This is a genomic window from Actinokineospora terrae, assembly GCF_900111175.1.
Lineage (GTDB): Bacteria > Actinomycetota > Actinomycetes > Mycobacteriales > Pseudonocardiaceae > Actinokineospora > Actinokineospora terrae.
Map to the genome: position 1 here is coordinate 592179 of NZ_FOGI01000003.1, position 21762 is coordinate 613940.

Here is a 21762-nt window from a genome sequence, read left to right on the forward strand (position 1 = left end):
CACCCGCCGCTGATCATCGGCGCTACCCTTGGCCGATGCGGTTCGGTACCCGGGTTGACATCGCCGCACCGGCGGCACACGTGTGGGCGGTCTACCGCGACGTCGAGCGGTGGCCGGAGTGGACGGCGTCGGTGACCTCGATCACCGTGCTCGACGACGGCCCGCTGCGGATCGGGACCAGGGCCCGGATCCGCCAGCCCAAGCTGCCCACCACGGTCTGGACCATTACCGAGTTCGACGACGGCCGGTCGTGGACCTGGGTCGCGGGCGGCCCGGGCGCGCGAACGGTTGCCACGCACACCGTCGAGCCGCTCGGCGACGGCGCGCGGGCAGTGCTGTCGCTGGAGATGACCGGCCCGCTCGGGGTGATCATCGCCAGGCTCACCGCGGGGCTCACCGACCGGTACCTCGCGCTGGAGGCGGAGGGGGTGAAGGCGCGGTCCGAGGGCTCGCGGTGACGCCCTCGGCGAAATCGGTTCGACCTCAGCGCGCGCACGTGCGAGGCTGGGACCACCACCCGTCTCGCCTGGAGGTCGCCACCATGTCCGAACAGCCCGGCCAGACCGAGGAAACCCCTGGCACGGACACCGAGGACGTGAAGGCCCGCTTCCGCGAGGCGCTGGCCCGCAAGCAGGCCCAGTCCAAGAACGGCCAGGGCCACGCCGACTCGGCGTCCAAGGTGCACGACGCGCACGGTCGCGCGGGCGCCAAGCGCCAGTTCCGCCGCAAGAGCGGCTGATCCAGGACACACCCCGGAAACTGGCCGGCCCCGAGCGCTCAGACCGCGTTCTCGAGGTCGGCCAGTTCCGTGTCCAGGTGGGTGAGCAGCCGCTGCAGGTGCGGCACGGTGCGGCGGCAGCCGGTCAGGCCGAACTCCAGCGAGCCGTTGTAGCTGGTCACGGTGATGTTGAGGGCCTGGCCCTCGTACGGGATCGACACCGGGTACACCCCGAGCATCCTGGCGCCGTTCCAGTACAGCGGTTCGGTGGGGCCGGGAACGTTGCTGATCATCAGGTTGAAGCCGGGCGGGGTGAGCCGGACGGCGCCGGGCAGCAGGCCGAGCGCGAGCGGGGCGAACGGGATGGCGCTGAGCGCGGTCACCTGCAGCTGCGACATGCCGCGGTAGACGTCCTTGCCGCTGCGGGTGGACTCGGTGATGGCGGCGAGCCGGTCGGCGGGGTCCGCGCGGTCGGTGGCCAGGGTGCACAGGATCATGCCGAGCGCGTTGCCGCCCGCGCTGTCGTCGCCGTTGCGCAGCGACATCGGGACGGCGGCGACCAGCGGCCGCTCGGGCAGCGCGTCGAGCTCCAGCAGGTACCGCCGCAGGGCCCCGGCGCACATCGCCAGCACGACGTCGTTGACCGTCGCCCCGGCCGCGTCGCCGACCGCGCGGACCCTGGCCAGCGGCCAGCCCTGGGCGGCGAACCGGCGGGCGCCGGTGATCGGCACGTTGAGGATCGAGCGGGGCGCGGCGAAGGGGAGCGTGGCGGTCTGCGCGCGGAAGACCTCGTTGGCGTACTTGGCGAGGGCGGGGCCGAGCCCGGCGATGTCGCGCAGCACCGCGCCGACGCCGGTGCGCGACCGGGGGCCGCTGGGCTCGTCCTGGCGGGCCGCCCACGGCGGTCGGGTGTCGCGCACGGTCGGGTCGGCGGTCAGCGAGCGCTGCAGCAGCCGCAGCGCGGAGACGCCGTCGAGCAGGGCGTGGTGGACCTTGGTGTAGAGCGCGAACCGGTTGTCCCGCAGGCCTTCCACCAGGTGCGCCTCCCACAGCGGGCGGTGCCGGTCGAGCAGCGAGCCGTGCAGCCGGGAGACCAGCTCCAGCAGCTCGCGGACCCGGCCGGGGGTGGGCAGCGCGGAGAGCCGGACGTGGTACTCCAGGTCGAGCCGGTCGTCGTCGGTCCACATCCACTGCCCGACGCTGCCGACCGGGTCGCGCGGCCTGCGCCGCAGCAGCGGGTGGATGTCGCTGGTGTCGAGCAGGGCGCGGTGCAGCTCGCCGACGTAGTCCGGTCCGGCGCCCTCGGGCAGTTCGAACAGCTGCAGTCCGCCGACGTGCAGCGGGTGCTCGCGGGACTCACCGAGCAGGAACATCGACTCCGTGACGGGCATCAGCGGCACGGTCGGCCTCCTTCGCACTCGGTGGGCGCGGACCCGGCGAACGCTGCCACCGCGGTCCTCGTCGCGCAAACCCCGCAGGTACCCCGCGATCGGCTACCGCGAATCGGAGTCGATGAGGTAGCGGCCGTCGAGCAGGACGACCTTGACCGTCTTCTTGCCCGCGACCTCCCCCGCCGCGCCCTTGACCGTGACGTCGACCGGCACGTTCACCGAACCGTCCTGGTTGGACGTGACGCCGTTGGCGTTGCGGGAGGCGATGTACTGGAACTGGCCCCAGTACCGCTCGAACCCGGCGTAGTCGCCGAAGACGGCCTTGCCGTTGGGGCCGAGCATCTCCCAGCGCTGCTGGGGCGGGCTGTCGCTGCCGTAGTAGGCGATCACCGCGCGCCCGGCGGCCGGGTAGTCGCCGATCTTCTGCGACTGCACCGGCTGGGCGGAGGTGGTCGGCGCCTGGGTGCTCGGCGGGTCCTGGCTGACCGTGACGATGGTGGTGGTGACGGTGTTGGTGCCCAGGGGCTCCTTGGAGCTGGTGAGCACCAGGGTGACGGCGGCGGCGAGCACGACGACGCCGAGCAGCAGGGCGATCAGCACGCCCCGCTTGGGTCCCTGCTGCGCGGGCTGGCGCTGCTGCCCGTGCTCCCCCGGCGGCAGGCGCCGGGGCGGCGGCGGGGCCTGGCGGGGCTGGGCGCGCATCGGGTTGGGCCCGGCGGGCACGGTGCGCTGCTCGAAGGCGGGGACCTGCAGGGGCGCGGTCGGCAGCGCCAGCATGGACGCCGCCTCCTCCATGGTCGGCCGGTCGGTCGGCTCGGGCCGCAGCAGCGTCATCAGGGTCGGGGTGAAGGCGCCCGCGCCGCGCGGCGGGGTGACCTCGCCGGAGGCCACCGCGTGCAGCAGCGCCAGCGGGTTGGGGTTCAGGCCGAACGGCGGGCCGCCCTCCACGGCGTGGTAGAGCGTGGCGCCGAGGGAGAACACGTCGGAGGACTGGCTGGGTTCGTTGCCGCGGGCGATCTCCGGGGCCAGGTAGGCCGGGGTGCCCGCGAGCATGCCGGTCTCGGTGACGGTGCCGTCGTCGATGGCCCGGGAGATGCCGAAGTCGGTGATCTTCACCGTGCCGCCCTCGGCGAGCAGGATGTTGCCCGGCTTCACGTCGCGGTGCACGATCCCGGCCGCGTGGGCGGCGGCGAGCGCGGCGGCGACCTGGGAGCCGATCGCGGCGACCTGCTCGGGCGGCAGCGGGCCGTCCTCGGCGATGACCGCGGACAGGCTGCGCGAGGGCAGGAACTCCATCACCAGGCAGGGGTCGCCGTCGTGCTCGGCGACGTCGAGCATCGCGATCGCGTTGCGGTGCTGCAGCCGGGCGGCGATGCGCGCCTCCCGCATGGCCCTGCGGCGCGCCTCGTCGGTCTGCGCCGGGGTCAGCCCGGGCCGGATGATCAACCGCTTGAGGGCGATGACCCGCTCCAGGCGCTCGTCGCGCGCCCGCCACACCACACCCATAGCGCCGCTGCCGACAGGCTCCTCGAGCCGATAACGCCCGGCGATCAACTCACCCTGTTCGATGACCAGGTACTCCTCGCGTGCGTGGACTGACCCCCGAGTGGAGGGACCGAGAGTAGCGAATCACACCGACGGGCGATCATCCGTCCACGTGTGGTGGTTTGCTGGATTCGGTTCGTCACAGCGAGTTCACGGTCCGGGGTCGTCCCGGCACGCGGGCGCGCTCAGCGGTCAGGCGCGAGCAGCCCGTCGGTGATGGCGCGCAGCAGCGGCCCCCTGGCCGCGGCCGGGAAGCTGAGTTCGCGCTGGGGATCGTTGCCGCGCACGCGCAGCAGGTCGGCCGAGGCGGAGAGCAGGACGCACGCGCCGGTGGTGCAGCGGGAGCCGCGCCGGAAACCGGTCTCCCCCGCCCCCGACTCGCTCGACGTCACACCGGACATGGGCCGCCCCCTCCCTGCCCCGACACCGACGACCCGGTGGACGGCGCGCGCCGGGCGCGGGCGACCAGTGCCGAAAGCAGGCACACCTCGGGTGGCCGGGTTGGCGCGTTCGACCACACCGCTGGGGGTAACGACGTCGGGCGACCTCGTCACCTCAGGTTACCGGATGGTTACGAGACGCGCCAATACCCTCCGCGACCCGCTGGGCGCGGTCGCGGAGGGTGGCGACGAGGACAGGTGGCGGACCTCAGCCCGCGAGCAGCCCGCCGGGCACGAGGTCGAACTCGCCGTTCTTGACCCCCGCGGTGAACGCGACCCACTCCTCGGCGGTGTAGGTGTGCGCGGGAATGGTCAGGTTCTTGGAGTCGCGCAGCGAGACGGTGCCGTCCGCGAGCACGGCGACCTGGACGCAGCCACCGGTGGAACAGAAGCTGCTCTGCTGGTAAATGGTGTTCATCGGGGCGGTTCTTCCTTGCTCGAATAGTATTCCATCATCGAACGAATCATGTCCCGGCTGTCCTCGACGGAGAGGCACTTGCGGCCGAGGTCATCGAAAATCCGCGTGTAGCGGGTGATGTCGCTCTCTTGCTCGAGCCACCGATCACCAGCGCTGAGTTCGATGTGGACCGAGTTGCGGTCGTACTCGCTCTCGAACGTGAAGACCACGAACGTGCACTGGATGGCGATATCGGGCCCTGCTGCGAAGGGGTAGACGCGCAGGGTGACACCTTGACGCTCACTCGCCTGCAGCAGCGCGGCCAACTGGTCGGCCATGACCGCCGACGAACCGACGACGCGGTGCAGCGTCGCCTCGTCGACGATGACGCCGATCCTGGGCTGGTCCTCGCGCTCGACGAGAATATCCTGGCGCTTGAGGCGCAGGCGGACCCGCTTCTCGCGTTCGACATCGTCATCCCGGGGGTAGATGGCGCGGAACAACTCGCGCGCGTACTCCTCCGTTTGGAACATTCCGGGAAATGTCGACTGCACGTAGTAGCGGATGTTGGAGGCTTCGGATTCCAGCGAGATGAAGGTGTCCATCGCACTGGACACCACATCCGCCAGGTCCTGCCACCACGCCTGCCTGCGGCCGTCCCCGGCCAGCCGCAGCAATTGGTCGCGCAACCGCTGGTCGCCGACCCCGTAGAGGTCGAGCAGGTCGCGCACGTCCCGTGCCTTGGGCACTCCCTGCCCGGTCTCCAATCTGCTGATCTTCGACGGCGAGCACTCAAGGTGGTCGGCCGCGTCCTCGAGGTGCAGCCCACGCAGCTCGCGCAGCCTGCGCAGTTCCTGCCCCAGGCGACGCCGCGGGATGAGCGGCGTTTGCGACGGCATCAACGCCTCCTCGCGCCATGCAATTGCCGGACGGGATTGCTCGCCCGGATCGATGTTCGACGGTACCACTGGTTGAACTTGGCACGACCAGCGGATGGCCTGTTCCTGCCGCCCGTGACCAGGCTCGATCCACTGAGGACCGGAGGTCGCGGACTTGCACGGTGCAAGTGCACGACACCCGGATGGGTGTGCCCCGAACGGTGTACGGAACGACGGCGAGTGGCCGAATTTCGACGCACTTGCCTCATGCACTTGCACTGAGCACTTGTATCGCGCGCGTGAATCTCGGAATCTGAAGACGGACTTGCGTAGCCGCCCCCGGTGGGCGGCCCGGCCCGAGGGGAGCGCGCGATGACCCGACGACGCAGGCTCGGCGACCACGGCGGCCCGCGGCGACCGAAAGCCGCGAAGGCGCTGTTCATGATCACCACCGCGGTGGCGGCCTGCCTCGGCGCCGCGGCCTGCGGTGGTGCCCGCGACCGGACCGGTACCGGCGTCACGCTGGTGATCGCGGTGACCGCGGTGGCGACCGAGCAGCGGCCGACGCTCACCGCGGCGGCCAGGGCGGAGGTCGCCGCCGCGCTGGGCACCGACCGGGGCCGACTGCGGATCGTGATCGGCGGCGTCGAGCGCCCGAGGGTGCTGGAGGACGGCGACATGCGATTGCGCCGGGGCACCCAGGTCGAGCACGACACCGCCCGCAGAGCCGAGCTGACCAGGCAAGAGGTGCTGCGGATCGGCGCCGTGCTCGGCGACGCGGACAGCGCGGCGGCCGAACTGGACCTCGTCGGGCTGCTCGACGCGGTCGCCCGCGTACCGGGACCGGCCACGGCCGTCGTCATCAGCTCTGGCCTGCAGACATCCGGTCCGCTGGCCGTCGCGGCGCTCGGCTGGGACCGGATCGGCGCCGCCGAGGTCGTCGACCAGGCCGTCCGGGACGGTCTGGTGCCCGATCTGCGCGGCAAACGGGTGGTGCTGAGCGGGTTGGGCGAGGTCAGGCGGCCGCAGGAGCCGCTGCCCGCGCCGCTGCGGGACCGGCTGGCCGCGATGTGGACCCGGTTCTGCCAGGCGGGCGGCGGCGACTGCTCGGTCGACACCGAACCGCTGGCGGGCGGTGAACCCCGGTCCACGACGCCGGTGCCGACGGTCGCCATCCCCCAACTGCCCGCGATCACCGCACCGGCGGTGGCGGCGGGGCCGGTCGAACTGCCGAGCGACATCCTGTTCGGCCCGGACTCGGCCGCGCTGCTCCCGGAGGCCGACCCGCTGCTGGCCGGGTTCGCCGCCGCGCTGCCCGCGGGCGCGCGGGTCCACCTCCTCGGCCGCACCGCCTCGGTCGGCGCGCCGGACTCCGCGCGGGCGCTGAGCCTGGGCCGCGCCCGCGCCGTGGGCGACGCGTTGGCCGCCCACGGAGTCCCCGCGGCGGCGTTGACCGTCGAGGGACTGGGGTTCGACGCGCCCCTTGTCCCCGACCGCGACCCCGGCGGGGTGCTCATCCCCGCCGCGGCGCAGCGCAACCGGTCCGTCTCGCTCATCGTGACCCGCCCGTAGGGAGACCCGCCATGCGATCCCGTCACTTGCCGCTGTCGCTGTGGTTGCGACACCCCGTCGTCGCCGCGAACGCCACGTTCCTGGCGCGGGGCACCGAGAACGGTGAGCTCGCGCACGAGGTCCGGGGCCTGGGAAGGGCGGGCAGGCTCGTCCACCGCCGCTCCCGCAGGCTGGGTCGGTGGAGCAAGAGGGCCTGCTCGGCGGCGGCCGCGTCGACCGCCCACCGCGCCAGCGCCCTCGCTGCCGCGGACACCACTCGTGTCCTCGGCTTTTCCTACCACACAACGGCCGCGCGGGGATGGGCCATCAGCGCCACAGAGGCACGCCCGTTGCTCGCCGCGACGCTGCGCACCATCGATGAAGAGGTGTCCGCGGGCGTGACGACCCACCACCAGAGCAGAAGTCGACTGATAACCGCGATCGCCTACCTGCTGCTCGCCGTCGACGCGGTGGCCCTGTTCACCGTCGTCGCCCTGCTGCTCAACCTCGACTGGGCCGCACCCCAACCCGCGCCGATGGCCACCGCGGTCGCTTTCTCGCTGTTCGGCGCCGGGGTGCAGGCGAAGCTCGCGGTCGAGTTGGGCCGACGCGCGTGGACCCGGCGGGTGGGCGGCGGCGAGGGGGTCGTGATCACCTGGACGGCGGTGCTGCTGCTCGTGGTCAGCGGGTGCGCGGCGGTGTCGATCCTGCTGCGGCTGCGGCACGAGGGCGACCTGGTGGACCAGACCTCCGTGGCGACCGCCATCGGCCTGGTGCTGGCCGGGTGCACCCTCGCCGCCCCCTGGATCATCGTCCAGCAGGAGACCTTCGACGGCTCCCCCTTGACCCGCCGAGCCGCCACCCTCACCCGCGTCATCACCCGCGCGGACGCCGAACACCACCGCCACCTCCGCCAAGCGCACCGCCATCTCACCCGGGCCCGCCGCCTGACCGCCCGCGTCCACCACGAACACGACCGAGCCCTAGCCCGCGCCGCCCGCTACTACCTCCCCGCCCACCGAACCATCCTGCTGTCCCGCTCCCTGGCCGGTCCATCCCCCGATCACCCGCTCAGCCCAACCGCCCCGGGCACGGGCTTACCTATCCGGCTGCCGGTGGATCGAACCCCGCTCACCACTCCCCTGGACCAGGCACGCGCCGCGGTGGCCGAGGCCGAGGCATTGGCTGGTCAGGGTTTGCGCGCGACGATGGCGTAGGTGAGTGACCGGGCGGGGTTGGTGGTGACCGGTTCGTCGGGGCGCCAGAGAGGGGTCCAGACGACGCCGGGTGGGAGGGGGGTCAGGCCTTCGACCAAGGCGGCTACCTGGGTGCGGTCGCGGGGGGTGGCTGGGGAGCCGCTGCTGGCGTAGAGGCGGAGGACGTCTTCGCGCTTCTCCGGTTCTTCGTCGGCGGTGCCGTGGGTGATGGCCACGTGGCTGCCGGGGGCGAGGGCGTCGTAGTAGCGGCGGAGTGGTTCTTCGGGGGCTTCGACGAAGTGCAGGACCGCGAGCATGAGGAGGCCGACCGGTCGGGTGAGGTCGAGGACCTGGGCGGCGGCGGCCAGCACCGCGTCGGGGTCGCGGAGGTCGCCGAGGACGGCGGTGGCGTTGGGGGCGTCGGCGAGTTCGATCTCGCTGTGGGCGATGGCGATCGGGTCGTTGCCGACGTACAGCACGCGGGCGCCCGGGCGGTCTCGTGGACGTTGCCGACGGTCGGGATGCCGGAGCCGAGGTCGAGGAACTGGGTGATGCCGTCCTCGACGCAGGCGCGGACGGCGCGGCGCAGGAAGGCGCGGTTGAGGCGGGCCGCGTCGGCCGCGCCGGGCATGACCCGCAGGAACTGCTCGGCGAACGCGCGGTCCGGCTCGAAGTTGCAGGCCCCGCCGAGCAGGTAGTCGTAGATCCGCGCGGGGTGCGGTCGCTCCGGGTCGATCTCGGCCACAGTCAGTCCTCCACCCTTGCCCCGGGACAAGCGTAGCCGGCGCCGGGCCCGACCGCCCCCGGAACGCACAAAGGGCCCCCGACCACCGTGGTCGAGAGCCCTTTGTGGACTGTCACATGTGGACTGCGGGACCCGCGGTGCGCAGCTCCTCCGGCACACCGGGGCGCAGCACGAAGGCGCAGATCACGCCGCCGACGCCGAACAGGATGGCGCTCCAGGTGAACGCGGCGCTGTAGCCGGACACCGCGGCGGCCATCGGGTTCTTGCCCTCGGTGAGCGAGGCGGTGACCGCGCTGGCGGCGATGGTGCTGAACAGCGCGGTGCCGATGGAGCCACCGATCTGCTGCACCGCGTTGATCGCCGCCGAGGCGACACCGGCGTCCTGCGGGTCGACGCCCGCGATGCCGACGTTCATCGCCGACGCCATGGTCAGGCCGATGCCGAAGCCGGCGACCAGCAGCGCGGGCAGCACCGCGGAGGCGTACTTGCTGTCGGCCTCGAGCAGCGCGAGCAGACCGATGCCCGCACCGGCGAGCAGCATGCCGACGGTCACCAGCAGCCGCGGCCCGACCTTGGGCAGCAGCACGGTGGTCGCCAGGGTGGCGCCGACCATCAGCGTGCCGATCATCGGCAGGAAGCCAAGACCGCTGGTCACCGGGGTGAACCGCAGGTTGACCTGCATGAAGTAGGTCAGGAACAGGAAGATGACGAACATCCCGGCGCACAGCACGAAGATGGCCAGGAACGAGCCGCCCCGGTTGCGGTGCAGCAGGATGCGCAGCGGCAGCAGCGGGTGCGCGGACTTGGTCTGCCAGGCGACGAACGCGGTCAGCAGCACGCCACCGGCGATCAGGAAGCCCCAGGTGCTCGGCGAGCTCCACGACTCGGACTCGGCGTTGCCCAGGCCGAACACCAGGGCGAACATGCCCGCGGTCGCGGTGACGACGCCGATCAGGTCGATCTTGGGGCGCTCGGTGGCCTCGCGGCCCTTGGTCAGCAGCGAGACGCCGCCGAAGAAGCCGATCGCGGCGAAGACGAGGTTGACGTACATGCACCAGCGCCAGTCGAGGTACTCGGTGAGCACGCCGCCCAGCAGCAGGCCGATCGCGCCACCGGCACCGGAGATGGCGCCGAAGATGCCGAACGCCTTGCCGCGCTCGGACGGGTCGGTGAACGTGGTGGTCAGCAGCGACAGCGCGGCGGGGGCCAGCAGCGCGGCGAACACGCCCTGCCCGACGCGGGCGGCGACCAGCACCTCGAAGCTGCCCGCGGCACCACCGACGGCGGAGGCGATGGCGAAGCCCGCGACGCCGATCAGGAAGGTGATCTTGCGGCCGAACAGGTCGGCGACCCGGCCGCCGATGAGCAGCAGGCTGCCGAAGCTCAGCGCGTAGCCGGTGATCAGCCACTGCCGCTGGTCGTCGCTGAAGAGCAGGTCCTGCTGGGCGGACGGCAGCGCGATGTTCACCACGGTGGCGTCGAGGATGACCATGACCTGCGCGATGGCGATGACCGCGAGGATCAGCCAGCGCTTGGCGTGACCGTGGTCCGGTTGGGTGTCAGCGGGTGCCGGTGTGGTCACGGGTGGGCTGGAATCGGACAGAGTCAAGGTTTTCTCCCCCTGCTGCGGATGTCCACTGTGGTGTCGTGGCGACGCTAACACGGAAGCGGAGGTTCATCCTCCACTTTTGCGCTAAGCTGAGAGCGTGACCTCAGACACCGAGAGCAGTAATCGGCCGCTGCGCGCCGATGCTGAGCGCAATCGCGCGCGGATCGTCGAGGCCGCCAGGGTGGTCTTCGCCGACCACGGTATCGCCGCCTCCCTCGACGACGTCGCGCGCGCCGCCGGGGTGGGCATCGGCACCCTCTACCGGCGATTCCCGACCAAGGACTCGCTGCTGTCCGCGGTGTTCGACCAGGTCGTCGCCGAGATCACCGACACCATCGACTCGTGCGCCGCCGACCCGGACCCGTGGGCCGGTCTGGTGCGCCTGGTCACCTCGGTGCTCGAACGCCAGTCCGGCGACCGCGGCGTGGTCGAGATCTGCACCAGGGCCGACTTCGGCCAACTCGACCGGATCGCCGCCCACTACGTCCCCGCCGTCGACGGCCTGGTCGCCAGGGCCAAGGCCGCGGGCGCGGTGCGCGCGGACATCACCGGGACCGACATCAGCCCGATGATCGTCATGCTCTCCGCCGTGAGCACCGCCACCCGCAGCGCCGACCCCGACCTGTGGCGCCGCTACCTGGACCTCCTGTTCGACGGCATCCGCGCCCCGGGGACCGGTGAACTGCACCCCAACCGGGTGTCCCACAACGGACTCATGGCAGCCATCAGCTCAGCCCGACCGTAATCACCGACACGGCGGGGCGTAGGGGCGGTCACCCATGTAGTGGCGCCAGTCCTGCTCGGTGATCGGATCACCGGCGGTGGCGCAGATCGCGGCCCGGATCCGTGGGGCGTCGGTGGGCCAGAGTTCGACGCCTGTGCTGTTGCGGGCTATGGCGAGTACGTCGGCGTCCGGGGTGAACGCGACTGCCTCCACGCCTGCGTCTTGGGAGATGGGTAGGTAGTAGCGCAGCACGGGCGCGCCGCCGGTGGAGACGTCCCAGATCTCGGGGCGGCTGAGTTCGCGTCCGAGCTCGCCGTGCAGGCTCAGCAGGGCGACTTTCGTGCCCGTGGGGTCGAACACGATCTCACCGGTCCCCGCACTACCAACGGTCGTGATCACCGGGGCGCCCGCGGGCAGGTGGTCCCGCAGCCGCACCAGCACCAGACTGCCTCCGGTGTCGTGCACCACGACCAGTTCCCCGTCCGGGCTGACGGCGAACGAGCCCGCCGTCTCCGACACCGCGACCTCCCACCGGCGGGCAGGCCGGGCCGGGTCGGTGATGTCCCACCCCTGCACACTGGTGTCGCCAAGGGTGACCAACATCGAGCCGTCCCGGGAGAAGGCGAGCTGTCGGGATTGCTGCCCGGTCTCGAACAGCGGCCGAGGATGCCCCGGGTCGGCTATGTCGTAGATCCTGATGGTCGGTGACGGTCCTTGGTAGCGCGCGTCCGACACGGCCAGCAGCGGCCGGTCGGGGTGGAACGCGATGGACAGGATGCCCACCGCGATGTCGTCGATCGAACCGAGAACCGGCACACCCGGCGCAGTGGTGTCACGCAACACCAAACGCCGCCCGTCAGGACCGTCCGTGGTGGCCAAGACCGTTCCGTCGCGGTTGAGTGCGATGGCCGAAGAGCGGTAGTCCCGACCCTCACGCGCGACGACGGCGATCTCGCGCGGCGCGGCGACCGCGGTGATGTCCCACAGCAGGTCCCGGTCGGAACCCTGCACGGCGAGCATCTCGCGACCCGCGGTACCGCCCGTCGCGAAAGCGGATCCGGCCAGGAGCGGTGACGGCAGGAAGGCGACGACGCCGGGTTGGTCCGGGTTGGCGAAGTCGGTCACGTGCACCCCGGACTGGGTGGCGGTGAGCAGGCGCCTGGGATTGTCCCGGTCCAGGAGCACTGGACCGAGAACGGTGTCGGGCGCGGACGACGCCCCCGGCACCAACACGCCCCCGTCGTACTTCACCACCACCACCCGGTCGCACACCGCGATCAGGGTGTCCTCGACCGGGCTGAAGGCCAGGAACTCCGCGCCCCACAGCTCCTGGCACAGCTGTTGTTCCTGCTGGTACGGGACCCGGGCGGGCTTGGCGGGGTCGTCGAGCCGCCACACGTCCGGGCGGTCGGCCAGTCCGGCGGTGGCCAGCAGGGTCCCCGCGCGGTTGAACGCGACCCGGTGCAGCGGGTTCGCGGGCTGGTGGTCCGGGTGGCCGTACCCGACCTCCCGCCACGCGGTGAGTTGCGCGCCTCCCTTGTCCCACAACCGGATGACGCCGTTGGCGCTCGCGGCCGCGAGGAGTCCACGCTCGGGGGACACCGCGAGCGAGAGCACCGGGCCGTCAGTGACCACAGTGGACACTGTCCCGCCTTTGGCGTCCCACCGCAGGATCGACCCCGACTCGGTACCCGCGTAGACGATCCCGCCGCCCGCCGCGATGGCCGTGACCGGGTCCTGGGTCGTCCACACCGCGGTGTCGCGGGCGGCGCGGTAGTCGCCGATGTCCCACAGCCGGACCGACTTCGCCGATTCGACCACCGCCAGGTCCGAGCCGTCGACCGCGATCAGGCCGGTGCGCACGCCGTCGATCAGCGCGGGTCCGGCCTTTCCCCTGAGTTCGACCGAGTTCCCGGTCGCGATCGCCAGCACTCCGTTGCCCTGCGCGATCTCCAGGGCCTGCTCGCCCGCGTTGATGACACCCGGCGTGCGCTGGCTGTCGAGGACCGCGCCCAGGCCGATGTCCGGGTCGATGTCGTAGGCGGCGAGGCTGAGCTGCTTGGCCAGGCCGGGGTTTCCCTCCCGCAGGTTCCCGGCCTCGGCGGCGACGTGGCGGGCCAGGTCCCGGTCGGCGGCCTTGGTCGACTCCTGCCGGAACAGCACCATGGTGACGACGCCCGCGCCCGCCAGCAGGGCCAGCACCGACAGCAGGGCGATCGCGGTGCGGGTCCTGCGCCTGCCCCGCCGTTCCTGGCCGTACGAGACGGCGACGAACTCGGCCTGCGCGGGTTCCAGCTCGGCCACCCACTTCCGCACACCCGCGAGCCGATTTCCCCGGTACAGCAGGGAAGTGTCGCGGCCAGCGCGTTCCCACGCCTCGGCGTCGTCGACCACCTGCTGGCGCACGCGCAGCGAGTCGCGGTCGGCGTCGACCCACTCCCGCAGCCGCGGCCAGGCGCGCAGGAGCGCCTCGTGGCTGAGCCGGACGGTGCCGCGGTCGAGGGTCAGCAGGCGGGCGCGGGTGAACTCGTCGAGGACGTGGCGGGTGGCCGGGGTGTCGGGGAGGGCGGCGCGGTCGACCGGGTGGGCGAGGTCGGCGGTGCCGACGCGGACCAGGCGGGGCAGCAGTTTCCGGGCGGTGTCCTGGTCGGCCCGGTCCAGCGCCGTGAAGACGGCCTCGGCGGTGGTGGCGATGGCCTGCTCGATACCACCCGCCTCGCGGTAGCCCCGCACGGTCAGCCGGGAACCGTTGCGGTACCGCCACGTCGACCAGAGCGCGTGCGAGAGCAACGGCAGCGCGCCCTCGGTGGCGTCCCTCAGGATCACGTCGGCGAGCCCGTCGTCGAGCACCAGGCCCGCCGCTGCCGCCGGGCGTTCGATGGCGGCGCGCAGTTGCTCCTGGGTCATGGGTTCGACCAGCACCTGGCGGTCGCGCAACACGGCGAGCAGCTCGGGGTGGGCGGTGGCCTGGCTGTAGAAGTCGGCGCGCAGTGCGATGACCACGCGGTTGGTGCTCGCGGTGAGCGCGCGGAGGAAGGCGTTGCGCTCCGCGGGGTCCTGGCAGAGGGTGAACAGCTCCTCGAACTGGTCCACCAGCACGAGATCGGCGTCCAGGTCAGCCGCGGCGGGTGGGTGCGCGCCGGGGGTGACGCGCAACGTTGTCCATCGAGCGGATCCCGGGATGCGGTTGGACCGCACGCTCGCAAGCAGGCCCGCGTTGAGCAACGATGACTTGCCCGACCCGGAGGCACCGACCAGTGCGACGACCCCGGGCTCGGCGAGGGCGTCGACCAGCCGCGTTGTCATGTCCTCGCGGCCGAAGAACACGCCCGCGTCGTCCACGCCGAAAGCGTCCAGGCCGGGGTACGGGCAGCGGCCGGGAGCGGGGTCTTCGAGCTGGCTGTGGTCGTCGAACCGGTTCCTGGTCAGGACCAAGCCGCCGGACCGGTCGCCCGCCTGGCGGCGCGGCAGCGGTTTGCCCTGCTCGCGCAGCTTGCGGAAGACGGCGTCGTACAGGTCGTCGAGGGTGAGGTCGCGGGGGCCGCGCGGGTCGCCGTTGGTGAGGACGTCGATGACGGCGCCGGAGAACGCGGTGTGCTCGGCGTCGACCGGCGCGGCCGCGACCCGCTCCGCGGAGCCGATGAGGTAGCGGCCGTGCGCGGGGTCGAGCGGGAGCACCGGGTGGTCGGTGAGCGAGACGCGGCCGGAGAAGCAGCAGTCCAGCACCACGACCACCGACGGCGCCCGGCACACCGCGAGGGCCTGCCGCAGGCTCGCGAACGACAGCGCCTGGTGCTCGGCGAGCCCCGGCTCCAGCTCGTCGGTGTCGCGCGCGGCCAGGTACAGCTGGTCGCCGGGGCCGAGCAGGCCGTGGCCGATGAAGTAGACGACCAGGACCTCGTCGGCGAGCCTGGCCTCGCGCGCCACCGCCGAGGCCATGGTGCGCGCGTCCGCCGGGTCGAGCACGGCGGTCAACCGGTCCTCGCGGACACCGCAGCGGTCGAGCAGGGCCGCGCGCAGGTCGTGGAAGGTGCGCTCGACCGGGGGCAGCGACGGCAGCCGCGTCCCGTCGTGGTCAGCTGTCGCGATCAACACGACCCGCGCCGCCGCAAGGTCAGCCATGATCTCCCCTCGCCGCGACCGAGGGTAGCGGTGGTTGATCTCATCCGGGCACAAACCTGGACCGTTCGCGACCACGGCGGCATGCTGTGCGCGTGGCTACCGAGAACCCAGCGTTCGACCTGATCGGCAAGCGGTACGACGAGTCGTTCGTGGAGCGCGACGTCCAGATCGCCGAGGCGGCGTGGCTGGTCGACCAGCTGCCTGCGGGCGCCCGCGTGCTCGACCTCGGCTGCGGCAGCGGCCTGCCCACCGCCCAGCAGCTGCTCGCGGCCGGGCTGTCGGTCGTCGGCGTCGACGAGTCGCGGGTGATGCTGGACCTCGCGGCCGACAACGCCCCCGGCGCCGACTACCGGCACGGCGACCTGCGGGAACTCGACGAGCTGGGCAGCTTCGACGCGGTGGTCGCGTTCTTCGCGCTGCTGATGCTCCCCAAGGCCGACATCGAGGCCACCCTGCGCGCCATCCACGGCGTCCTCACCGGCCCCCGCCTGCTGCTGCTGAGCATGGTCCAGGGCGACTTCGACACCTTCCCGGTCAACTTCCTCGGCGCCCCCACCACGGTCTCCGCCTACCCCCCGGACCAACTCCGCGACATCGTCACCGCCGCGGGCTTCACCGACGTGACCCTGCGCGAGTTCGAGGCCGAGGCCGAACCGGGCCGCATCGAGGTCCAGCTCTACCTCCGCGCCCGCGCCGCCTGACATCCCCGGGGCGCCACGCTATTACGGCGTCACGATCCAGCGCGGGGTCGCGATCGAATGCCGCGCCGCGATCGAGTGCGGAGTCACGATCCAGTACGCCGTGGAGATCCAGTGCGGCCGTGCAGATCCAGTGCGGTGCCGAGAGCAGGCGCCGAGCCGCGATCCGGTGCGGCCGTTGAGTTGTCCACATGGGTCTGACCTGTCCACAGGCCCTCGGTTCACCCTCTTGACAAAAGCCGCGAAGCGATAGGCTGGATGCGGGTGGCCCCCGGGTGGGTGGGGGTCTGCCGTCCGCCGGGGGTGGGCGGCGAGCCGGGTTTTCCCGGGGACGGCTGGGGCTCGCGGGGGCGGCCCGGGGGTCTGGCCGGAGTGAGGGGCGCGGAAGACCGGGGATCGGCGAGGGTGTCGTGGCCGGTGGGCTGGTGGGGGTGGGTCCGGTGGGTCCGGACGATCACGACCTGGTTGTGCGGCGCGGCGTGCGCAGGTCAGCAGAAAACCAGCGACCGCTGGGTCGCGGCACACAACGCGACCCAGCGGCCTGTGGTGAGGAGACTTCGGGGAGTCCTACAGCCAGTCGGTGGCGGAGAGGCTGCCGCGCAGGCGGGTGAGGGCTCGGTGCTGGGCGACGCGGACCGCGGTGGCGGTGAGGCCGATGGCGGCGGCGGTTTCCTGGGCGGAGAGGCCGACGACCAGGCGCAGGACGAGGATCTCGCGCTGGCGGGGGGCGAGGGTGTCGAGCAGGGTCGCCAGGCGGGTGCGCATCTCGGCGCGGAGGGTGACCTGCTCGGGGCCGAGGCTGTGGTCCACGGTGTCGGGGACGTCGGCGACGGGGTCGGAGCGGTCGCGGCCGGAGCGGCGGTAGTAGTCGGCGACCTTGTGGGAGGCGATGCCGTAGACGAACGGCAGGAACGACTCCTTGTCGTCGGAGTACCGTGGGAGGGCACCGAGGACGGCGAGCAGGATCTCCTGGGCGACGTCGTCGGCGGAGGAGAACGCGGAGCCGGTGCGGCCGATGCGGGCGCGGCAGTAGCGCGTGATGGCCGGGTTGATCCAGGTGAACAGGGTGCCGATGGCCTCCTGCTCACCGTCGAGCGAGGCGGCGACCAGCTCGTGGAAGGCCGAGCTCTTCAGACGGGCGAACACGGCGTCGGTCCCCGGGGTCCTGGTGGCGGGCTGGGCGACCGGAGACGGGGACGGAGCCGTTTCCGACACGGACGAGGAAGCTGTCGTCGCACTCACATGAGCCCCCAGATGTTGCGGCGCACCGATTAAGGCGGGAGGTACGCCGTCGAGGTCCGGAACGGCGTTGGTGTCCCGGCTCACCGTTGCATCCGCCCGTGTGACCGTCGGATGCGATGGTGAACCTGACGGAGAGTGATGGTAGCCGGGGTGATGACTGTGCACCAGGGGTATCGCTGCTGCATACGGGCGATGTTTTCGTATTCAACCTCACAGCCGGAAGGGCACAACGACCCTACCCGGCCCGCGGTTGGACCCCGGTTCTCGGACAGTCTGCTGCGCCATGCGCCCGGTCAGTGGTCTGGGTCACTTCGGTGCATGCTCGGCGCGGGTGGGGATATTCCCAGGTGAGACGTACAGTAGCGGTGCAGACCCGATCCGGGAACCACTATCGGGGTGTCGTTTTCTCGCCGGCGAGGCAACCTTGATCCACCTGACCGCCGAGCGTCACCAGCGCCGGACGATCATGATTACTCCGTTCGTGTACTCCTTCTCACGAATGGAGTACGACTAGACATACGGAAACGAGCATGATCCACTCGCGGCGTCACCCTACCGAGGAGTACACCCCTGCTGACCTGGGAAAACTCGAGGTCAGCGGGCGGTTTGACACCGACCCGGCCGGTTCCTAGCGTTGCCTGCTTGTCTGGCCACGGCCTTCACCCGAACGGGGAGCCCCACTCGTATGGACACCCGCCCACGGCCGACCGTCGTGGTCCTGCACGGCGCCGACCGACCGCCCGGCCTCGGCCGGGTCGAGGCCGTCGCGACCGTGCGGCACGCGACCGCCGACCGGCTCGGCGGCGCGCTCGACGGCGCCGACGTCCTGTTCGTCTGGGACACCCGCACGACCGCGCTGGAGCGGGTCTGGCCCGCCGCCGACGCCCTGCGCTGGGTGCATGTCGCGGGCCCCGCGGTCGGCCACCTGCTGTTCCCCGCCCTGCGCGACAGCGGTGTCGTGCTGACCAACTCGACGGGCGTCTACGACGAGCCGGTGGCCGAGTACGTCCTCGGCCTGGTGCTCGCCTTCGCCAAGCACCTGCCGACCACCCTGCGCGACCAGCAGCGGCGCCGCTGGCAGCACCGCGAGACCGAGCGCGTCGCCGGGTCGCGGGCGCTGGTGGTGGGCACCGGGCCGATCGCGCGGGCCATCGGGCGCAAGCTGGGCGCGGTCGGGGTGACGGTGAACGCCATCGGCCCCACCGCCCGCACGGGTGACCCCGATCTGGGTGACGTGCGGCCGATGTCGGGACTGAGAGCAGCGGTCGCCGAGCACGACTGGATCATCCTGGCGGTCGCGCACAACCAGCAGACCGCGGGACTGATCGACGCCGAGCTGCTGCGGGTGGTGCGGCCGACCGCCCGCCTGATCAACATCAGTCGGGCCGGGCTGGTGGTCACCGCCGACCTGGTCGACGCGCTGGACTCCCGGCAGCTGGCCGGTGCCGCGTTCGACGTGTTCGCCGACGAGCCGCTGGCGCCGAGCTCGCCGCTGTGGGGGATGCCGAACGTGGTGATCTCGCCGCACCTGACCGGCGACGTGGCGGGCAGGCGGGAGGAGCTGGTCCGCCGGTTCACCGAGAACCTGACCGCCTACCTCGCGGGCCGCCCGCTGGCCAACCTGGTGGACAAGGCCCGCGCGGGCCGCTGATCCGCGTATCGGACTCGATCGCCGGTCGTTGCTACTCTAGAGTAGGTACTGCGGGGTAGGAACGACGCCCCGACGGCCGAGCACCGAGGAGCACGATGGCGGGCACCGATGAGCGCGGACACCCCAAGCGCGATGCCATGGGCGCGGCACTGGCCGTGCTGAACCGGCTGGCGAGCACCACCGTCTTGGACCGGCTGGGGCTGCGCAAGCCGGTGGAGCGCGGGGTCTACCAGGCGACGAAGAGCGGGTTCACCGCCGCGGGCGCTGCCAGCCGGACCTTCGCGAGCGCGCGCAAACTCGGCGCTCCGCACCGTCCCGCGTTTGGTGGCGACCCCGGCCTGTTCGACCTGACGCCCACCGAGGACCAGGTGATGATCAAGGCGACGGTGGCCGAGTTCGCCGCCGAGCGGCTGCGCCCGGTCGCCACCGAGGCCGACGCCCGGTGTTCGGCACCCGACGACGTGTTGCGGACCGTCGCGGAGATGGGCGTCACGCTGGTCGGCGTGCCGGAGGCGCTGGGTGGGGTCGGCGACGAGCGGTCGGCGGTGACCAGCGTGCTGGTGGCCGAGGCGATGGCGCACGGTGACATGGGGTTGGCCGTGGCGTGCCTGGCGCCGTCCGCGGTGAGCACGGCGTTGGTGCTGTGGGGGGACGCGGAGCAGCAGGCGACCTACTTGCCGTCGTTCGTGGGTGACAACGTTCCGGCCGCGGCGCTGGCGATCCAGGAGCCTCGGGCGCTGTTCGACCCGTTTGCGTTGCACACCAAGGCATATCGGACTCCGAGCGGTTTCGTCCTGGACGGTGTGAAGTCGATGGTTCCGCGGGCGTCGGAGGCGGAGCTGTTCGTCGTCGCGGCCGATGTGGACGGTCGTGGGCCCGCGCTGTTCGTTGTGGAGTCCGGGAGTTCCGGGGTGTCGGTGGAGTCCGATCCCGGGATGGGGTTGCGGGCGGCGGGGATGGGCAAGCTGCGGTTGGACCAGGTGGCCGTCCCGGCGGGTGCGCTGCTCGGCGACGGCAAGGCCGAGGCGTACGCCGAGTGCGTCCGGTTGGCGCGGATCGGTTGGTGCGCCTTGGCTGTGGGGACGGCCCAGGCGGTGCTGGACTACGTGATCCCGTACGTCAACAGCCGGGTGGCGTTCGGTGAGCCGATCAGCCACCGGCAGGGCGTCGCGTTCATGGTGGCCGACATCGGCATCGAGCTGGCGGGCATGCGGCTGCTGACCTACCGGGCGGCGGCGCGGGCCGAGCAGGGCAAGTCGTACGCGCGGGAGACGGCGCTGGCGCGGCGGCTGTGCGCGGAGAAGGGCATGCGGATCGGCAACGACGGCGTGCAGCTGCTGGGCGGGCACGGTTTCGTGAAGGAGCACCCGGTGGAGCGGTGGTACCGCGACCTGCGCGCGATCGGGCTGGCCGAGGGGATCGTCCTCGTCTGAGGGCGGGAGGAGACACGATGATCAACCTTGACGTCCCGGCGAAGTTCGCCCGGCTGGTCGACCAGGCCCACCAGGCGGCCGCCGAGTTCTTCCGGCCGCACTCGCGCAAGTACGACCAGGCGGAGCACACGTACCCGCGGGAGCTGGACATGCTCGCCGCGCTGCTGGACGGGCTGTCCGCGTCCGGCGGCGGGGCGGGTGCCGGTGGGGTGCGGCGGGGCGCGGCGGCCTCGGGCAACCAGAACGGCGCGAACCTGCGGCTGCTGCTCGGCACCATCGAGATGTGCTGGGGCGACGTCGGCCTGCTGCTGTCCATGCCGCGCCAAGGCCTGGGCAACGCCGCGATCGCCTCGGTGGCCAACGACGAGCAACTCGCGCGCTACCAGGGCAAGTGGGCGGCGATGGCGATCACCGAACCGGACGCCGGCTCCGACTCGGGCGCGATCAGGACCACCGCCGTGCTCGACGGCGACCACTACGTGCTCAACGGCGAGAAGATCTTCGTCACCGCCGGTGAGCGCGCCGACTGCGTGGTCGTCTGGGCCACTTTGGACCGCTCGCTGGGCAAGGCCGCCATCAAGTCCTTCGTCGTCGACCGCGGCACCCCCGGCTTCACCCTGGTGCGGCTGGAGCACAAACTCGGCATCCGCGCCTCCGACACCGCGCACTTCCGCCTGGAGGACGTCCGGGTCCACAAGGACAACCTCCTCGGCAGCCCCGACATCCAGGGCTTCGCGGGCGTCATGCAGACCTTCGACAACACCCGCCCCCTGGTGGCCGCCATGGCCGTGGGCGTGGCCCGCGCCGCCCTGGAGGAGGTCCACCGCATTCTCGTCGAAGCAGGCGTCACCATCGACTACGACCGCCCCGCCTTCTCCCAACCCGCCGCAGCCGCCACCTACCTCCAACTAGAAGCCGACTGGGAAGCCGCGTACTTGCTGTCCCTGGAAGCCGCGTGGATGGCCGACAACCGCAAGCCCAACTCCCTGCAGGCCAGCATCGCCAAAGCCAAAGCAGGCCGCTCGGCCTCCGACATCACCCTGCGCTGCGTGGAACTGGCCGGAACCCTGGGCTACAGCGAGAACTCCCTGCTGGAGAAGTGGGCCCGCGATTCGAAGATATTGGACATCTTCGAGGGCACCCAACAGATCCAACAACTCATCGTGGCCCGCCGCTTGCTCGGCAAGTCGTCGACCGAGCTGAGGTGAGCGCCTAGTCCCAGTAGTTGAAGAGGGCTTCTCCGACTGTGGTGGGGCGCCAGTACTTCGGTGTGGTAGGTGAGCACGCACTCGTGGAAGTTCGGAGTGACGCCGGTGGCGAGGCGGAACTCGACAGCCGTCGCCGCGGTGTGGCGGGCCAGTGCGTGGCAGGTGCCGCGGAAGGTTCTGAAGTCGTCCACCGGGATGTCCTGGCTCGGGGGAC

At 71.7% G+C, this 21762-nt stretch carries 17 protein-coding genes and 1 pseudogene; 9 read left to right on the plus strand and 9 right to left on the minus strand.

From position 1 onward, the window contains the following. Window positions 1–35: 35 nt before the first annotated feature. Both BMY07_RS08335 and BMY07_RS08340 read left to right on the plus strand, forming a co-directional pair. Window positions 36–458, plus strand: coding sequence for an SRPBCC family protein (locus BMY07_RS08335; protein ID WP_092775974.1), 423 nt, complete (start codon window positions 36–38; stop codon window positions 456–458). A gap of 83 nt (window positions 459–541) precedes the next feature. Further along, window positions 542–739: a DUF5302 domain-containing protein gene (locus tag BMY07_RS08340; protein ID WP_092775976.1), complete on the plus strand. Its 198-nt coding sequence runs from the start codon at window positions 542–544 to the stop codon at window positions 737–739. Window positions 740–777: 38 nt separating this feature from the next. Here BMY07_RS08340 and BMY07_RS08345 read toward each other — a convergent pair whose 3' ends face one another. The 5 genes from BMY07_RS08345 to BMY07_RS08365 form a co-directional block, all read right to left on the minus strand. Beyond that, on the minus strand, window positions 778–2118 hold the full coding sequence (locus BMY07_RS08345; protein WP_092775978.1) for a WS/DGAT/MGAT family O-acyltransferase: 1341 nt from the start codon (window positions 2116–2118) through the stop codon (window positions 778–780). Between the two features lie 93 nt (window positions 2119–2211). Next, entirely contained in the window at window positions 2212–3615 is a 1404-nt protein-coding gene (locus tag BMY07_RS08350) for a serine/threonine-protein kinase (RefSeq protein WP_092775980.1), read from the minus strand. A 224-nt stretch (window positions 3616–3839) separates the two neighbouring features. Next, entirely contained in the window at window positions 3840–4055 is a 216-nt protein-coding gene (locus tag BMY07_RS08355) for a hypothetical protein (RefSeq protein WP_092775982.1), read from the minus strand. Window positions 4056–4302: 247 nt separating this feature from the next. Then, the gene (locus tag BMY07_RS08360; RefSeq protein WP_092775984.1) at window positions 4303–4512 is read right to left on the minus strand and encodes a DUF397 domain-containing protein; all 210 of its coding nucleotides are present in this window, start codon (window positions 4510–4512) and stop codon (window positions 4303–4305) included. Beyond that, complete coding sequence (locus tag BMY07_RS08365) at window positions 4509–5459, minus strand: helix-turn-helix domain-containing protein (protein WP_143073401.1); 951 nt, start codon at window positions 5457–5459, stop codon at window positions 4509–4511. Before BMY07_RS08365 ends, BMY07_RS08360 begins: the two co-directional genes overlap by 4 nt. 282 nt (window positions 5460–5741) lie before the next feature. Between BMY07_RS08365 and BMY07_RS08370 the strand changes: the two genes are divergently transcribed. Further along, window positions 5742–6941, plus strand: coding sequence for an OmpA family protein (locus BMY07_RS08370; protein ID WP_092775988.1), 1200 nt, complete (start codon window positions 5742–5744; stop codon window positions 6939–6941). Window positions 6942–6952: 11 nt separating this feature from the next. Next, window positions 6953–8137 (plus strand): hypothetical protein, encoded by a 1185-nt coding sequence (locus tag BMY07_RS08375; protein WP_143073402.1) that lies wholly within the window; start codon window positions 6953–6955, stop codon window positions 8135–8137. Here BMY07_RS08375 and BMY07_RS36040 read toward each other — a convergent pair. Continuing rightward, a pseudogene (locus BMY07_RS36040) lies at window positions 8110–9020 on the minus strand (SAM-dependent methyltransferase). The gene BMY07_RS08375 and the pseudogene BMY07_RS36040 overlap by 28 nt on opposite strands. Further along, a complete protein-coding gene (locus BMY07_RS08385) occupies window positions 8974–10443 on the minus strand; it encodes an MFS transporter (protein WP_245782269.1) in 1470 nt (489 codons plus the stop codon). Before BMY07_RS08385 ends, BMY07_RS36040 begins: the two are co-directional and overlap by 47 nt. A 124-nt stretch (window positions 10444–10567) precedes the next feature. On the opposite strand from BMY07_RS08385, the gene BMY07_RS08390 reads away from it, so the two are divergent. Continuing rightward, window positions 10568–11215, plus strand: a complete 648-nt coding sequence (locus BMY07_RS08390) for a TetR/AcrR family transcriptional regulator (RefSeq protein ID WP_092775991.1) — start codon at window positions 10568–10570, stop codon at window positions 11213–11215. Here BMY07_RS08390 and BMY07_RS08395 read toward each other — a convergent pair whose 3' ends face one another. Then, window positions 11216–15316, minus strand: a complete 4101-nt coding sequence (locus BMY07_RS08395) for a caspase, EACC1-associated type (RefSeq protein WP_092775992.1) — start codon at window positions 15314–15316, stop codon at window positions 11216–11218. A gap of 92 nt (window positions 15317–15408) precedes the next feature. Here BMY07_RS08395 and BMY07_RS08400 point away from each other — a divergent pair, with 92 nt between their 5' ends. Next, window positions 15409–16017, plus strand: a complete 609-nt coding sequence (locus BMY07_RS08400; protein WP_092776176.1) for a class I SAM-dependent methyltransferase — start codon at window positions 15409–15411, stop codon at window positions 16015–16017. 564 nt (window positions 16018–16581) lie between these two features. Here the strand turns inward: BMY07_RS08400 and shbA are convergent. After that, window positions 16582–17160 carry an RNA polymerase sigma factor ShbA gene (gene shbA, locus BMY07_RS08405; RefSeq protein ID WP_245782270.1) on the minus strand — a complete coding sequence of 193 codons (579 nt, stop codon included), beginning with the start codon at window positions 17158–17160 and terminating at the stop codon, window positions 16582–16584. A gap of 781 nt (window positions 17161–17941) precedes the next feature. Between shbA and BMY07_RS08410 the strand changes: the two genes are divergently transcribed. The 3 genes from BMY07_RS08410 (at window position 17942) to BMY07_RS08420 (ending at window position 21548) form a co-directional block, all read left to right on the plus strand. Beyond that, window positions 17942–18907 carry a D-2-hydroxyacid dehydrogenase gene (locus BMY07_RS08410; protein ID WP_092775995.1) on the plus strand — a complete coding sequence of 322 codons (966 nt, stop codon included), beginning with the start codon at window positions 17942–17944 and terminating at the stop codon, window positions 18905–18907. Window positions 18908–19044: 137 nt separating this feature from the next. Beyond that, window positions 19045–20340, plus strand: coding sequence for an acyl-CoA dehydrogenase family protein (locus tag BMY07_RS08415; RefSeq protein ID WP_092776179.1), 1296 nt, complete (start codon window positions 19045–19047; stop codon window positions 20338–20340). A 17-nt stretch (window positions 20341–20357) separates the two neighbouring features. Next, window positions 20358–21548, plus strand: coding sequence for an acyl-CoA dehydrogenase family protein (locus BMY07_RS08420; RefSeq protein ID WP_092775997.1), 1191 nt, complete (start codon window positions 20358–20360; stop codon window positions 21546–21548). The last annotated feature ends 214 nt before the right edge of the window (window positions 21549–21762 follow it).